The 17,020-nt window shown below is 57.2% G+C and carries 5 protein-coding genes; 1 reads left to right on the top strand and 4 read right to left on the bottom strand.

Annotated features, from left to right (window positions below):
* Positions 1-54 precede the first annotated feature (54 nt).
* Positions 55-3,456 carry a TonB-dependent receptor gene (locus RCCS2_RS06965; RefSeq protein WP_008232682.1) on the bottom strand — a complete coding sequence of 1,134 codons (3,402 nt, stop codon included), beginning with the start codon at positions 3,454-3,456 and terminating at the stop codon, positions 55-57.
* 13 nt (positions 3,457-3,469) lie between these two features.
* Positions 3,470-13,783 carry a DUF7507 domain-containing protein gene (locus tag RCCS2_RS06960; RefSeq protein ID WP_008232680.1) on the bottom strand — a complete coding sequence of 3,438 codons (10,314 nt, stop codon included), beginning with the start codon at positions 13,781-13,783 and terminating at the stop codon, positions 3,470-3,472.
* Positions 13,784-14,032: 249 nt separating this feature from the next.
* On the opposite strand from RCCS2_RS06960, the gene RCCS2_RS06955 reads away from it, so the two are divergent.
* Positions 14,033-14,509, top strand: a complete 477-nt coding sequence (locus RCCS2_RS06955) for a hypothetical protein (protein WP_008232678.1) — start codon at positions 14,033-14,035, stop codon at positions 14,507-14,509.
* Between the two features lie 23 nt (positions 14,510-14,532).
* On the opposite strand, the gene RCCS2_RS06950 is transcribed toward RCCS2_RS06955, so the two are convergent.
* Entirely contained in the window at positions 14,533-15,132 is a 600-nt protein-coding gene (locus tag RCCS2_RS06950) for a short chain dehydrogenase (protein WP_008232677.1), read from the bottom strand.
* A gap of 102 nt (positions 15,133-15,234) precedes the next feature.
* The gene (locus RCCS2_RS06945) at positions 15,235-16,869 is read right to left on the bottom strand and encodes a tetratricopeptide repeat protein (protein WP_008232675.1); all 1,635 of its coding nucleotides are present in this window, start codon (positions 16,867-16,869) and stop codon (positions 15,235-15,237) included.
* Positions 16,870-17,020 lie beyond the last annotated feature (151 nt).

Here is a 17,020-nt window from a genome sequence, read left to right as displayed (position 1 = left end):
CCGCGCAGTTCACGCGCGGCCTTTTCACGGTGTCAGTTCAGCGCAAGTCAGGGTTCAGTATTTGGCCACCAGATTGATGAACAGACCCTGATCATCCTGCACCAGATCCGTCAGGTCATCCGAAAACTGTCCAAAGTTGTATCCGCCCCCGATTTTCAGGTGATCGCCGACGTGGCGATAAACCGTGGCCAGCACGCCGGTATCAGACGTTTCTGCCTGCACGGCAGTCAGATTGCGCACTTCTGCGGCGATGTCCCAGCGATCCAGCATGTGATATGTCACACCACCAACCGCCAGCCACGCATCGTTTTGCGTGAATGCTGACGCCTCTGTCGCGGCGGTTTCAGATGCCCGGTAGCCAACCTTGCCGCCAATGGACCAGCGTTCGTTCAGATCATAGATCGCATCCACGCTGACAACCTGACTGCGCTGGCGCGGCCCGTCTTCGTCTGCATCATCCACCCGCTGCCCATAAAGATCTTCAAGATAACGATAGCGGGCCAGGATATTCAGTTGTTCATTGTCGATTGGCCGAAAGGCATAACCCAGCACGGCATCGGTATATTCGCCATCAAGGATCGCGCTGGCGTCCGTTTGCGTCCGCGCAAGGTCAAGTGACCCTACGATCCGCTGCGTTTCATCAATTTTGTAGCGCGCATCAAGACTGATCAGCAGTGTATCAGTGTTCAGCTCGTTGCCCGACACAAGCCCCTCTTCGGTCCGGTATTCCACGCGGCCCGCGCTTGTGAACTGCTCTGTGTCGTAGGACAGGCCAAAGGACACCGCCTGCCGCTCAAAGTCGTTTTCGTCGTCGTCCTGCACCGTCGCAACCGTCATGGCCGCGCTGTATTGCAGGGTGTCTGTCGGCTGATAGGTCAGACCGTATGAACTGGCGAGGCTGTTATAGGCACCAAAAACATCATAGGTGTTTTCGCCAAACGCGGTGACATCAGCGCCGATTTTCCGAGTGCCGCCAGCAACAAACCGGCCGCGGTCAGTGCCGTTCAGGGTGACGCCTGCTAACGTGCGTCCGGGTTCCAACGTGTATCCGAAATAGGTTTGGTTGCCCACATCATCTTCGTTGCTCAGGCGGATCGATCCACCAGTGCCAAGGTTGCCGTCCGACACTTCACCACTGATGCGCCAGTTTTCGGTAAACCTATAGTCTGCGCCAATACCGTAGCGGTCATTTCGGTCCAGCCCATCAACATCCAGCGTTTCCTGCCCAAAAACCGAGGCTTCGAATGCATCACTGAACGCATAGGTCAGCCGCACCGCCGCATCAGTGCGTTGCCCTGTTTCGGTGGCATCATCGCGGTCCGTGCTTTCAAGGCCGAATTCCAGCAAAAGAGGATCGGAAATCTGATATCCCAGTTCTGCTCCGGCGGTGCGATCCACGTCGCCAGCGGCGTTTTCATAACTATCAAGGTAGGCGCGATAACTGAGCACATCGTTGGGTTTGCCTGCGATGGCAAAGCCCCATAGGTCTTCATCACCCGTTGTCGCAGACACGGTGTTGTCGAGGTTTGAAAACCCCTCGCTGCGCTGTTCTGCATAGGCGCTGAAGGCCCCTTCTGTTTGCAGGCCGATATCGGCGAATGCTATCTGCGCTTCGATCTTGGTCGCCGTGCCGTTGCCATCTGTCGCGGCGGTTTCATCAAAGATCAATCCACCATTGGCCGAAAAGGTGGTGCCAAAACCAAGTCCTTCGGATTGGGCAACATCGCCGCGAATGAAAGAGGTTTCACCAAGCTGATAAAGCACATCAACACCCGCAAGGGTCTGATCGGCGATACCTGTTTGTTCAACAATGCCGCTGACACCAACGCGCAGCTGATCTGTGGCCCAGCCTTCGACCCGTCCACCGTAGGAAAACCCGTCAAGATCAGTCGCAGTCGGCGTATATTCGTACTGCACAACCAGATTGACGTTGGATGCCTCGCCCGGTGCCGCAATCACGACACCCGGCGAGATACTGTTTTGCAGCGGCTGACGCAGGGTCACGATCCCCTGGATATAGTTGATGTCATAATCGCGACCTGCCGCCAGAGTGACCGTTTCGATCACCCGGTCAGTGCCGGGATCGCGCACCTGAATGCTGATCGTTTCTGACCCGCCGCCGATATCCTGTTTTTCAAGGAAATAAACCGACCCATCGGTGCCGCGGAACACATCACGCTGGGGCAGTTTATCGGGCTGTGCTGCATATAAATCAGCCGCCGCGCGGGGTATTCCTGCGGTCGTGCGTGTGTTGGTGGCGACATGCCCTTGCAGGCCATAAAGCGTGCGTTCGTTGCGCACCAAGGCATTGCCGGTCAGCGTGCTGGTGAAATCACCCCAAAGGACGAAATCATCATCACGGGCGACCCGCAGATAGATTTTGCCAGAGGTGGGGGTGTTGTCCACAGACGTCGAATCGTCGCCATATGTCGGATAAAGATCATCAGGATCGACACGCAACAGGACCGAACGGGGGTCTTTTTCGTCCAGATCGCGAAAGATATCTTCAAGCGGGCCCTCGCCTGTGTCGATGGATGCCGTGACCGCGACCCCGGTTTGCGTGCGTCCATCCACATAGCCCGCAACACGGCCTGTCTGATACGTCTCGGTGCCATCTACATCATCGCCGGTGCGCACGCCAAAGGTCACATCTGCCGTACCAGTATAGAACCACTCTGACGCTGGAACGACGACGCGGCGGGTCAGGTTCACACGCTGCCCGCTGCCATTGACGGCAATGTCGATATCATGTGCGCCCGCAGGCAGGATGCGTTGCAGAATAAAACCACCATCCCTGTCGGGCGTGACAGGGCCGCCAAAGGCCGTCACCCGGCCACCGGGAACAACACCTTGACCGCGCACGGTCACCGCGCCGCCATGTACAGGAATGTTCCGTTCAGCGGTCGCATCGCTGCCATCTTCGGCATCTGCGGAAAGGGTGCGGTCGTCGGGCGTTGTTAGCGACAGCGGAAAGGTTTCATCAAACCGCCCCTGCGCATCATAAACGCGGTGCACGATGGCAAAGTCTTCACCCGCAGGAAGGGTCAGACTGACCTGACCGTTTGGTGTGATCGGTGCTACAGCCACAGTGCGCGGCCCACCCACAGCGGCAAGATCAATGACACGCATTTCAGCGCGGTTGATATAGGCCGGATAGTTCAGGGCAGATTGCAGGGTCACTACATCGCCTGTGGTGTAGGGGGCAGCATCGCCAATCACCTCAAGATCAAGGCGGGGCACGACGCCCAACCCATCGACGACAACCTGAATATCTGCGTCAGCCAGGGCCACATCTGCGCGTCGCGCGATGGTCGACAGGGCCGTGTCAGAGGCGATATCAGCCCCATTCAGCCGCAGTGAAAACCCTTCGTTTGATTGGCCGTGCGCTGTGGCCGCAACCAAGGTCAGGGCCGTTGCACCCATCAGGCGGGCGCATAGGGGTAAACGATTGATCATTGCTACTCTCATATCACTGCACCCTGCTGATTGTGCGTTCAATGGTCAGCGGTGCGCCGGTGCGGCGCTGCCATTGTTGCGTAATCAACCCGGTTACCTGATCCAGCCGGGCATTGATCAGATCGCGGTTTTCGCCATTTTGATAATAGACAAGCCGGACAACCGTCGGCGCTGCGGCTAACTGTGCCACCAGTTGATCCACACCCGTTTGCAAAGCGGTGTTCGGCGTCGCACTGCCGCTGACAAAGGCGCGGCTGGTCAAGTCAAGCTCAACCAGATCCGACAGGGCCGCACCAAAGTTCAGTTCAGCCATCCGCCCCGGTGTGACCCGGATGGAACGGGGGTTTTCTGTCGTGACGTGATAGCCAGTGGGCAAGGTCCGTTCGTCCAGTTTCAGCTGGAAGTTTGACCCGATCCCGGCGGGCAGTTCGGCGCAAGGCACGCTGAAACGTCCATATTCATCCGTCGTGATCAGCGTGCCGGTAACTGTCGACAGGCGCACATTCGGCAGACCCGGTTCATCATCACGCGCGGCCAATTCAGGGGCAAGGCCCAGCTTGCTGCCTTCATAGCTTTGGTCGCTGACGCCGCCTGTGACAATATCAGCGGGACGATCCTGATAGCCATTCAGGTTATGATCATCAAAGACCTTGCCGATGATATCAGCGCAATCAAAGACAGGCTCTGGCCTGCGGATCACCTCGGCGGTTGCCACGTTGGACACGCGTGTGCCGGCGCTGTCTTCGACATAGGCGCGGTTCACGTAAGACCCCGGACCACCGCTGACCAGACGCGCGGCCAGTGTGATGGTAACGGTTTGGTTGGGTGTCAAAGACACATCATCCCAGCGCAATTCCCGCCCGCTGACCGCAGGCGCAGGCGTATCCGACCCGTCAAATGTCGCACTATCAGGCACATAGGCCATGCCCCGCGGCAGGCGATCAATGATGCTCAGGTTACTTTCGGTTGTCGCCAGCCGGTTTTGGAAGGTCAGCGTATAGATCACTGTATCCCCCAAACGCGGGTTGGCCGGGGCGGCAGTTTTGGTGCCAAAGATATCAGCGTCTTCACCAGTCAGAACCGCGGTAGACGCAGATTGCACAGCCGGCAATTGATCAGACCGCACCGCCAACGTGTTCTCACCCACAGGCGAACCGGCAGTGGTATCATAGCGCACGGTCAACAGGATCGTGCCCACGCTGCCCGGCGCCAGTTCAGCCCCATCAGTGACCAGCTGCACATCGGCCACGCCGTCATAATCAGTGTTCGCAGCACCCGTATCAAAACCGGTGACAATCGGCGTGCTGACGTCATCCAATGTGGCAGGGGCCACGAATGCTGTCAGATCGTCTTCGATCACCAGATTGGTCAGTGTCGTGTTGCCATCATTGCTGACCGTCATTTCAAATGTGACTTCGAACAGGTCCGGGGCAATGCGGTCTGGGATGCCTGCGGTTTTGCTCAGTGACATGGCGTTGTTTTGCGGGATCGCGGCAATGGTTGGATCGTCAAAGGTATTTCCGTCGCCGTCATCACCATCATCGGACACATCGGAAAGCGCGGCACCCCCGGGCGTGGTGCCTTCAACGGTTGCCGTGTTGGAAATGCCGCCGGAATCGATATCGTCCTGCGTCAGCGCATAGGTCACGGTGTAGGTAGCCGTGCTGTCAACCGCCAGATCACCGGCCACCAGCCCTGCGACAGTGATCGTCACCGGGGCCAGCGTGTCGCCATCCAGATTGGTCATGGTGTCAACGATGCGAAGCCCGGAAAGCGTGACATTGCCTGTGTTCTCTGCCGTGATTTCAAAGACGACGTCGTCACCGGGTGCAGCACCGATCGCGACCACGGTCTTGGTCACATCCAAGCCGGGTTCGGGCGGGATGATCAGTTCGGTCGGATCGTCGGCAATGTTGCCATCAGTCGGGTCGCCGTCGTCGGACACGTCAGAAACATCCGATCCATCAGGGGCAAGCCCTGCAACCGTAGCCGTGTTGGAAATACCGCCAGCGTCCGCATCAGCCTGTTGCAGGGTATAGCGTACTTCCCAAGTCCAGATTTCGCCCGGCGCAAGCGTTGGATCGCCATTATCATCGGGGTTCGCCGTCCGGGTCGGGCCTGTCGCAAGCCCGCTGATGTCGGTGCCGTCCAGCCGGGTTAGCGTATCGGTGACATCAGCGCCCGTAATTTCGACGTTGCCGGTATTGGCGCCTTGGATTTCAAAGACAACTTCGTCACCAACGGTATAAGGCGGCGGGGGTACGTCTTCGCCGGTATTAGGGTCAATTGTCGGCGCGCGGGCCACAATGACTTTGGTGGTTTGCAGCACGGGCACTGTTTCGATCTCAACAAAGGTCGGATCATCGGTGATGTTACCATCAGCGTCATCGCCATCATCCGACGTATCGTCGACCCGTGTCCCACTAGGGGACTGGCCTGCAACGACAACAGAGTTACTGAACCCGCCTGCGTTGATATCAGGCTGCGTGATTGTGTGTTCTGCGGTGTATAGCCAAACTTCGCCGGGGTTCAGCAGGCTATCTGCATTGATGTCGCCCGACTGGAAATCAAAAGGCGCATCAAGGGTGGTTGTGGTCCCGTCAGGCCGGCTCATCTGATCAAGCGTGGTCAGCAAGCCAAGCGACACGTTGCCGGGGTTTTCGACCCGCAAATCGTAGGTCACGACCGCGCCCAAGGTCGTGGCGGTGACATTGGCAAGCTTGGTCGCCATGATCGCAGGTGCCTCGGCTGGCCCCGCTGTTGTGGCCGTGTCCGTTGCGGTGGCTTCATTGCCAAATGGATCAGTGCCGCGCACGCTGGCGGTGTTCACGATTTCCCCGGTATCAATATCCGTTTGCGTGACAGGCAGGGTCAGCGAACAGGTGGTGCTGACGGCCAAAGGTGCCAATGTGCCAACGTCGCAGGTAAAGGGTGCAACAGCGCCCGGGATCGGGTCGGTGACCGTGATATTGTCAAGCGTGTAGATGCTGGTGTTGGTCACCTCAAACACATAGGTGATGCTGGATCCAACCGGGCCAAATGGTGCGGGTGTGGCCAGTTTGCGCATGGCAAGGGTTGGCACCTCGGACGGGCCATTAATCGTGACACTGGCGGTCGTTTCCGGCGTTGTCGGCACTGCAGTGCCTTGTGGATCAACCCCTGTGACCGAGGCCGCGTTGGTTAGGAACCCGCGGTCGATATCCTCTCGCACAATGGTGTAAGGCACGTCGCAGGACAGCACATCATCGACCGGCAGGCTGGCGGCGTCGCACGTCAAAGCGGGGATCAGCGGGTCGGATACGCTGACATCTGTCAGCGTCTGGTTGCCAGTGTTTGTGACCGTGATCGTGTAGGTCACCACCTGATTAACGGCCGTATAGGCGGCAGGATCAACCGTTTTGGCAATCAGCAAGGCAGGGTCGGTCGCGGCGCGTGCTGTTTCTGTGTCAGCAGGCGACAAAACCGTGGTCGGGATGGACCCGAAGGTGGTGCTTGCAAAGGCTTCGTTGATGACCTCGCCTGCGTCCAGATCATTCTGGTCGATGACATAGATGCCGGTACAGGTTGCTGTCTCACCCGGTGTCAGATCAGGATTGCCACCTGCAACATCCGGGATAAAGCAGTCGATATCGCCTGCGATTAGGTTGTCGGTGATTGTGACGGTATTGGCGAAAGACACCTCGCCAGAGTTGGTGACGGTGAACTGATATTCCAACTGATCACCGACCTCGTCAAAGGTCAGACCGCCACTGTCGCTGTTGTCGGGGTTGAGCGATCTGATCAACTCTTTGTCGACTGTCAGCGCGGGTGTGCCATCATTGGGGATCGTCTCGGACGACACAGGCGACCGGACGGGGCCAGCAACAGCGGTGGCATTGTTGGTGACATTCGCCAAAGCCACATCATCGACTGTAACCACATAAGTAGCTGTCACAACATAGACATCGCCGGGGGCCAGCCCACCTGCGGGAAAGTCGGGATAGTCAAAATCGGCCTGCGGGATCAGCGGATCGTCGATCACAATCGGATCGGTGATCGTCACATTGCCGGTGTTGGTCACGGTAAAGGTGTAGGTTTCTTCGGCACCGACGATGAAATCGACGGCATCAAGCTCATCCGCTTCTTTGACCAAGCCAAGGGCGGGACGCTGGGTGGCCGTGACGGTTTCGTCATCATCAACAGGTGGCGCGGCCCCGGCGGTGGCTGTCGCGGTGTTCAAGACTTCGCCCAGATCAAGATCGTCCTGATCAATGCTATAGTCACCGGTGCAAAGTGCGGATTCGCCCGGTGCGATTGGATCGATCGAACAGGTAATCACACCGCCTGCATCTGTGATCAGCGGGTCTGCCACGCTGAAGGGCGCGGTCAGTGTGACGTTGCCTGCATTGGTGATCTCAAATTCATAACGCAGCACATCGCCCATAGCGGCAAAGCTTGGACCGCTGGCCGCGGCAAGCCGCTTTTCAAAGGTGATCAGGGGGGCTGCGTCAATAGTCAGGACGGTGGGGTCGCTGCCGGGGCCGTCATCATCACTGACATCGGTGATTGTGCCGCCAGATGGTTGCGTGCCTGCTGCTGTTGCGGTGTTTTGAATGCCGCCTGCGTCCAGATCGTCCTGGGTCAGGACATAGCTTGCGGTATAGGTCGCGGTTTCGCCGACTTGCAATGCGCCCTCAGATGAGGCGGCATCAGCCCCCGCGAAGGTCGGGCCGGTGATGGCCAGCACTGTGCCATCAGCGCGCGTCAGCGTGTCAGAGATGATGGCCACGTTGAACAGACTGACGTTGCCTGCGTTTCGCACGGCAATTTCAAATGTGATCGTGTCGTCAACCTCTGCGGATGTTGAGGTGATGGTTTTGACCACTTCCAGCAGTGGCGTCGCGGCAATCGGCAGTCGGGTCGGGTCATCACCGTCGCCTGAACCGTTATCGGACACATCGCTGACGGTTGCCCCATTTGGGGCGTCTGCCGTTGCGGTGACCGTATTGCTGATCCCGCCTGCGTCAATGTCGTCTTGGGTCAGGACATAGGTCACCGTGTAGTTCCACGTTTCATCCACGTCGATCGCGCCCGCTGTGCCGGTATCTGCGCCGTCGAACACTGCTGTTGGTGCAGGTGTGATGGTGCTGCCATCCAAGCGCGAAAGCGTGTCGGCCAAGCTGACGTTGTCCAACGTGACATTGCCTGTGTTTTCAATCGCGACGGCAAAGACAACGGTATCGCCCGCGGCGCTCCCGGTTTGGGATTGGATGGTCTTGATGACCTCTAGCGACGGATCGCTGCTGGCCAGATCAACGCTGGCATTGTCGGTGGCCGTGGGTGGTGTTGTGCCGGCGGGGGCATCGGCGGTTGCGCTGACGATGTTTGTCAGTGGCGCGCCCGCATCAATGTCATCTTGCGTAACAACATATGTCGCGGTCAGCGTGACTGCGGCATCAGGATCAAGCGAGACGATGCGACCGCCACCCAAAATCGGCAGGCTGGCTGTGCCGGATGCGCTGGTGTGCATGTCTGACAGGGCGATATCCGTCAGGGTCACATTGCCTGTGTTGGTCACAAGATAGCTGTAGGTGATCGTCGTGCCTTCGGTCACGTCAGTCGTAGCGGACGATGTCTTTTCAACCGTCAGCCCGGTTGCGCGCGGGATATCGGTGCGTGTCGGGTCGTTTGGCCCTGCACCATCAGCCGGATTGCCACTGTCAGAGGTATCGCTGACAGGCGTATTTGATGGGTCTGCGCCAGTCGCAGTGGCAGAGTTGTCAAAGAAGCCCGCATCAATATCAGGCTGCGTCAGCGCATGGGTGGCTGTCACCGTCGCCGAAGTCATCGGTGCGAGGCTATCAATATCACTGTCGCCATCGGTATCGTCAGCCGTCGTATAGGTGATTGAGCCTGCGTCGGCAGAGGGATCGGCGACTGCAATGTCCGTGATCGTGACATTGCCGGTATTGGTTGTGGTGATCGTATAGGTGATCAAATCGCCGACTGTGGCAACGCCATCCGGGCCAAGATCAAGCACGCCGTCTTTGATAACGGTCAATGCGCCGGCAAAGTCCGGTCCGGGGGATGTCAGCGTGTTTGTGGCGGGCGGCACAGTTGCGGTAGGGTCAGCGGCCACCGCAGTGGCGGTGCCTGTGTTGACGATCTGCCCTGCATCCAGATCATCTTGCGTTGCGGCATAATCAAACAGGCATGTCGTGTCAGTGGTGCCCGGCGCAAGGGGGCCGATGTTGCAGGTGCCTGCAACAAGGCTGTCTGTAACGGCAATACTGCTAAGGGTCATGTTGCCGGTGTTCGACACCCGCATGCGGAAACGCACCACATCATTGACCGCGTCAAAGGCGGGGTCCGCTGCGGGATTTGGGAACAGTTCTTTGATGATGGATACGGCAGGTGCCGCAGGGGCGATGGGGTGATCAACGCTGCCGTTTGCGGGGGTGATCGCAGCGCCTGACGGGTCATTGGCTTGTGCGGTGGCGGTGTTGGTGAACACGGCGGTGGTGGTATCACCGACGGTTTGATTATCCACATCCGCTTGCGTCACGGTATAAGTGCCGGTGCAGGTCAACGCGTCGCTTCGTGCAAGGGTCACGGGGGCCGCAATATCGCAGCTGAGCGCGCCTAAAAGGGGATCGCTGATGGTGACCGTGTTCAGCGTTTGGTTCCCGTTATTCGTCGCGACAATCTGATAAAGAATGTCCTGCCCGACAGCTGCGGGGTTTGGCCCACCTGTCACGGTCTTGGCCACCAGCAAGGACGGCCCGGCATCAACGGCCACGATTTCTATGGCGGGGTTTGATGTGACTTCCTCTGGGTTTGTCGAACCGGGTGCAAAGATGGTGTTGGCTGTCGCTTCGTTGCGGACCTGGCCTGCGTCCAGATCGTCTTGGGTCACTTCATAGGTCGCAAAACAAATATGCGTTTCACCAACGCCCAATGACCCGCCTTCGACGGCAGGATCATAACACAGGATCGGATCTGCGAATTTATCATCGTTGATAAAGATCGGCTCGGACAGGGCCGCGCCCACGATCGGGGCGGCAGGCACGACGTTGGTGATTGTATAGGCATAGGTGATTTCATCGCCGACCTCGGTGGGTGGCACGGTCGCGGGATCGGCCTCTTTCACCAGATTAAGGATTGGTGATGCGCCTACGGGGAATGTCGCCGTATCAGCAGGTGATGTGACATTAGCGCCATTGAACGTGGTGCTTGCGGTCGCTTCGTTGGTTGTGCGGCCAAACGGTTCTTCGGCGGCCGTGATGATATAATTTGCAGTGCAAATAACGGTATTAGTTGGCCCGACAGGGTTTGTGCCTTGGGGCAACAGGCCACCGGCCGGAACCGGATCGCACGTTACGGTCGTAAGGTTGTCTGCGACAATTACAGCATTGGGCAGTGTGACGTTGCCGGTATTTGTGACCTCGTAACGGTAGTTAAGCTGTTGACCACCTTCGAAAACCGTCGGGATCGGGGCGACAATCGTCTTAACAATGGTCAATGCAGGGTTTTGGACCGCCGTAACAGTGGCGAATTGATCGGCGCTGCGTTCACCCAAATCATCTTCGGCAAAGGCGGTATTTGTGACAGAGCCTGCGTTCAGATCCGCTTGCTCTGCAACCCATTCCAGATCGCAAGATGCCGTCGCGCCGGGCAGAAGGTCGCTGGTCAAACAAGCCAGATCAGTGCCGATCTGGTCATCGGTCACGTTAATCGGGGCGACAAGGGTCGTGTTGCCGTTGTTGGTGATCGTATAGGTAAAGTCGATTGTGTCGCCCACGGCTGCAAAGCTGCTGGGCTGGCCGCTTGCCACGGCCTTGGACAAGCTGATCAACGATGTCTGCGTGATCTCTGTGGTTGCCGTGTTCGTCTGCAAAGGCGCTTCTGCGGCTATAAAGCTGGCAGAATTGACGATATCATTGCCGTCATCAATCTGGGCTTGGGTCACATCCAGCGTCGCCAGATAGACCCAGGTTTCACCCACATCAAGAATGTCATCGCCGTCGATATCGCCCGTCAAGTCAGGCCCGGTTGTTAGCGCCGGTGCGGCGGCACCTTGGGCCACGGTATCAGTAAAGGTGACCCCAGTAAGGGACACATTGCCTGTGTTGGTCACGACAACTTCGTAATTCAACGTACCGGGCGCGGTCAGCGTTGCAATGTCAACGGATTTGGCAAAATCAAAGCCAGCCGATTGCGTGATGGTGGTAGGCGTCTGCGCGGATTGATTTGGCAGTTCGTTGCTGGCAACTGTCACGCTGTTGATGATGTCAGCCCCATCATCAATCTGGTCCTGCCCGGCGGCAAAGGTGACCGTGTAAACCCATGTTTCATCCACGCCCAAAGCACCATCACCGTCCGTATCGCCCACAGGCGCGCCCAACCCGGTGGTCAACGTCAACGGTGTGCCATCTTGTGTCAGCGTGTCGGTCGGCGTGACACCAGTCAGCGACGTATTGCCGGTATTATCAAGCGTGATCGTATAGGTGATCAAACCCGGTGCGGTGAGCGTCGCAGTGTCCGAGGTTTTGGTCAGATCAAAGCTTGATACCTGCGCAAAAGTCGTCGTCGCATCAGCCGATTGCGCGGCTGTTTCAGCGGTATCGACCGTTGCGGTGTTCACCAGATTGCGACCATCATCAATGTCGGCTTGTGTCACCTGATAGGTGGCCGCGTAGGTCCAAACCTCGGCGGTATCAATCTCTCCGTCGCCATCAGTATCACCTGAAAGCGTGGGACCACTGGTCAGCGTGCGGGCATCCGGGCCTTGCAGTAGCACATCGGCCAGTGTGACCCCGGTCAGTGAGGTGTTGCCGGTGTTGTCGATCTCAATTTCGTAAGTCAGCAACCCGGGCGCGTTCAGGTTTGCCGTATCTACAGTCTTGGACAAAGTGAAAGCCGGCTGTTGGTCAATGGGCGTAACAGCGGTATCGGTGCGCGGCAGCGCACCCGTTTCGGTTGCAGTGACAGAGGCCGTGTTTGTAAGCGGGACACCGGCATCTATATCATCGGCGGTTACAGTATACGCAATCGTATAGGTCCATGTTTCATTCAGATCCAACTGGCCGGGCACGTTCGTCGCAGCCCCTGTTTCGGTCGGCCCGCTCAGCGTGCCGGATGACCCATCAGGCAAGACATCAGATGGTGAAATCCCGGTCAGAGGGATATCGCCCGTGTTCAAAACCGCGATCTCGTATTGCAGCACATCGCCCGCCGCCGCCGCAGGGTTCGGGCCGGTCACTTGGGTCTTGGTCACATCAAAGCTGATGTCGCCTTCGACGACGATGGTGACAAATGCGGTTGCTATCAGCCCGGCAGGGTCCGTAATCTCGTACTCAAAGACATCCGTCCCGATGAAATTTGTATTCGGAGTGTAGGTAAACGCGCCCGTTGCCGATAAGGTCACCGTGCCGTTTGACGGGCCCGCCAATGGCGTTGGATTGACGGTTAGCGCACCACCATCGGGATCATTGTCGACGCCATTGCCATTCTCAACCAAGACATTACCGGTGACATCCGTATTCAGCGGCGTGACGAAATCATCATCAAACGCGACGGGTGCCAAATTTGGAAAAGGGGCCAGGCTGCAAGAAAAGCCATCGTTGTTCCCGCTTGGGACACCGACGCCAACCTGCGTAAAAACCGGTGAATTGGTATAGTAGTCGGAAACTTCGTACAAAATACCGTTGTTGTTGTTAAAGGTAAAAAGGCGTCCGTTGCTATCTGTCCATGTGGCACCGAACCCCCCGCCTGGCAGACCGGGGAGTGAGATATTTTCTTTCGTTCGGTCCGTAATGTTATAGCGATAAAGCGTGCCGCCACCGGAAAAACCGATCAGATATTCATCACCGCCAAACCGATCATAGGCAACGTCCGCAGGGCCGCCACCGGGCCCCGAAAAATTGATATTTGTAACGGCACCGGTATCCAAATCGATCCGCGCATAACGTCTGTCGTTGCGGCGCAGATAGTAGTTGTTGGAAAAATCGATATCACCTGAATAGCTGCCAAAACCGATATTGAAGACAGTTTCAATCGTGCCGTCAGATGCAATACGGATAATATTGCGGCCCTGTGAAGCGTAGGCGTAGTTGTCTAAAGTGTTATAACCTGTCGCATTATAGCTGTTGTTGGCTGGCCCTACGTTCAAATAAGTGGATGTGATTGGATCAAAAATGCGTAGCTGGCCGGACTGCACCTGATAAATATTGCCGCTACAGGCAAACGCAGGACCAGCTTGCGCCTGAGCGGTGGTTGCACCCGATAGTCCAAGGCCGATCAATCCCAACAAAGAAAGTGTCTTTTTGAACCGATCTGCCAATTTCATCACTACGCGTCCCCCATAAGATGCAGGCAGAATATCGTACAAACGGCAGCAAACAACGTGACGATTGTTTCTAAAGGGAAAATTCCCGCATCCGCATCAATTGCGCAACAATCCTTACGTGAATGGCGTATGAACTGCTCGCTTTTAGCAGCATACGTTGCATGAACTGGGGCAACACCTCATAGACTATCGTATGACCCGCTGGCCCGCAGTGCTGCTGTCAATAGGCTTGCGACAACAAAGGGGGGCATGGATCATCTTGCACCGTTTCGGTCCAGACCGACATTGCATCTGCCACAGTTCAACCAAAGCGGTTGGCAGCTCAAACGATACGCTATCCTGTCGCAAGGGCATACATACAACGATGATGTCACCACCGCTGCGACAGCCAAAGCTATGCGCCTGCTGCCCAAGGCCGGGTCTTTAGTGGATGCTGACGGAAACCACGGTATCGGGTTTCAGATCATCCATTTCGCGCAGGTCGCTGTCGTCTCACCGGTGTTTTATTGGCAGTGGGGCAGCGTGCTGGCCCATGCAGGGCAGGTGCGCGCCAGCTGGGACGAACCAACCCTTTTTCACGACGGGGCGAAAGAGGTGCTTGGCTGCGTCTGGGAAATGGACATCGTGAACTTTGAAGTTAACGTATGGAAAAAGCACATGCTCAGCGATAATAAGACGCCGTCGCAAAATCTGGCCACCTATCTTGATCAGAGCTTTGATAACTGATCGCATCACGCCTTGACGGTCCATCACTCCACCACAACCACCTGACCGGTCAGCGCCCCTTCGACGCATTTCGCATAAGCCAGTCCTACGTCATGGGATAACACCGGCTTGTGCCCGCGAAACCATTCCCTGTAACGCGGCGCAGAAACATCAAGCATACCCGGACTAACGACATTGACCCGCAGTGCGCGCGGCATCTCAATTGCGGCACTTTTGACAAAACCGGCCAGCGCCCCGTTCGCAGTCGCGGCGTTTGTGCCCATGCGGATTGGATCACGGTCCAGCACACCGCTGGTCAATGTGAATGATCCGCCATCCGCGATGATATCCAGCCCGGCAAGAACTAGATTGACCTGCCCCATGACCTTTTGACGAAGACCGACCATGAACGTATCCTGATCAAACGCATCAAGCGGTGCGAACGACGCGTCACCGGCGCATGACACCACCGCATCAAAGGGGCGCACCGCCCTGTACAATGCTTTGACGGCGTCAATATCTGTGACATCAACATGGTGTTCCCCGGTGGTGCGCCCAACGGTGACAACATCGTGCCGCGCAGCAAGTTCCTGATATGCGGCCTGTCCAATATCGCCCGCTGCCCCAACCAAGATAATCTTCATTTGACGATCCTTCAGTTTCTATTCTTTGTCGTCTTATACCCTAGCCAAGAAGCTGGCGCAGGTACGGTCCGCGCGGGCGCGGCGCATCGCGGACCTCAACCTTCACTCCGCGCGCGCCAATAGGTTTGCCAGCGCTTCATAATCGCCCAACAAGGGCCCCGGCGCATCACTTTCGCGACACAGCCGTGGCATGGTCACTTGGGCAAAATGTGCAGCCGAAATGGCCGGCCAGTTTGATTGCTGCCGCGCCATCACATGCATTGCGTCATCAGGCCGGCCCATTCTGTTCAACAGCATCGCGTGACCGGCGAAGGTGTAAGGTGTCTCGAATATCAGCGACGCCTGCTCTTTGGCTTGCAAGGCGCCTTCATCGTCTCCTGCGTTGATCTTAAGCCAGGCAATCCAATTCAAGGTAATCCAACGCATCGGATTATTAGGCGACAGGGCGGCATCGAATGCGACGGTGCGCGCAATAACCGACGGGGGCGGGACAACACAGGTATAAGGCACAACATCGGCCAAAAAACGCGCCAGACCATGGCCCGGGTCAAGGTCAAGCACACGGCGCATCACCACATGGCTTTCACGGATGCGCCCGGCATGCCAATGGGCCTGCGCGACATTGAACATCGCATCAGGGTGAAACGGTTCCAACCGTGTCGCGCGATCAATGTGGGTCAACACCATTTCCTGCGTTTCGGGGGTGTTATAGTCGGGATAAAAATTCGCCAGCTGCGCCAGTTTATCAGCCATCACGGAATGCGCGGTGCCAAGGTCCGGGTTACGGTCCAAGGCAAGCTGCATCAGGGCGATCTTTTGTTCTTCCCATTCCAGCGAATTGGCTGCTTTCGGGCTGGGGACCCATGTTGCCATCAAAAACAACTGCTGGGCTGTCAGGCTTTTGGGGTTACGCCCTTCAAGGAAATCTTTCGATGCCCCCAACAGCCGAAGGTTCAATTCACCGCCGACCTCATCTGACACCCGCTGGGCGATGTCGTCTTCATCCGAAACGCCGACCGACTTTGTCCAGATCACCCGGTCTTCATGCACGTTCAGCAATTCAACACTGACGCGTCTTTCAAACCGGTTCAGGTGGCTGATCAACCCGCGCAAAGCAAAATCAACATCGGCGGTATCACCGGTTCGTTGCGACAGAATGGCGATGGACGGATTGCGGACCAGACTTTCGCGCAGCGCCGCTTCGACCTGTGCCGTCTCTGTCGCCGTACCTTCAAAGCTGTCCATGGCAAGCCTGATACCTGCGGTTGTGCGGGGGGTCGGTTCATCGGCCCGTGGCAACAGCAAAAACGCAGCAACCAGCACCATAGCGGTTAAAATGGCGGACAAGGCCGCGACCGTAAACAGGGTTTTCCTTGTGGGGCGCGCAGCGCTGTCTGTTACCTTGGCCGCGCGCTGGGTGATCTTAGGGCGGTAGCTGCCGGTTGGGATTTCGACAGACAGGGTACAGCGCGCCGCATCGCTGCTTTCAAAGCTTGCCAGCGCCGTGCGCAACCGGCCCATTTCCACCCGCACGCTGCTGTCTATCGCCGGATCAAAGTCGTCAGGTTTGCCCAGCACATCAATGCCGATCGCATAGGCTTTCAACGTATCGCCAGCGCCGCTGTGTTCGGTACGGATCAGATATTCAAGCAGATGCAGGCGGCGTTCACTTTTCCCCAACACTTCAGAGACGGCCACACACTCAAGATACTCTGTAATCTGTTCGTCAGAACCCATTTACTCAAATTCATCTGGTTGTCGTCAAATACACACAGCGCGGGTGCACGAACGGCCTTCGACACACGCGCGTTAAACAAGGTTAACGTGTAGTTTAGCCACTCGTGCTACTTTAGCAATACTTTGCTGCGGCACGCGATTGCGATTTAGG

The organism is Roseobacter sp. CCS2, assembly GCF_000169435.1.
Taxonomy (GTDB): domain Bacteria; phylum Pseudomonadota; class Alphaproteobacteria; order Rhodobacterales; family Rhodobacteraceae; genus Yoonia.
This window is presented reverse-complemented; position numbering and strand designations above follow the sequence as displayed.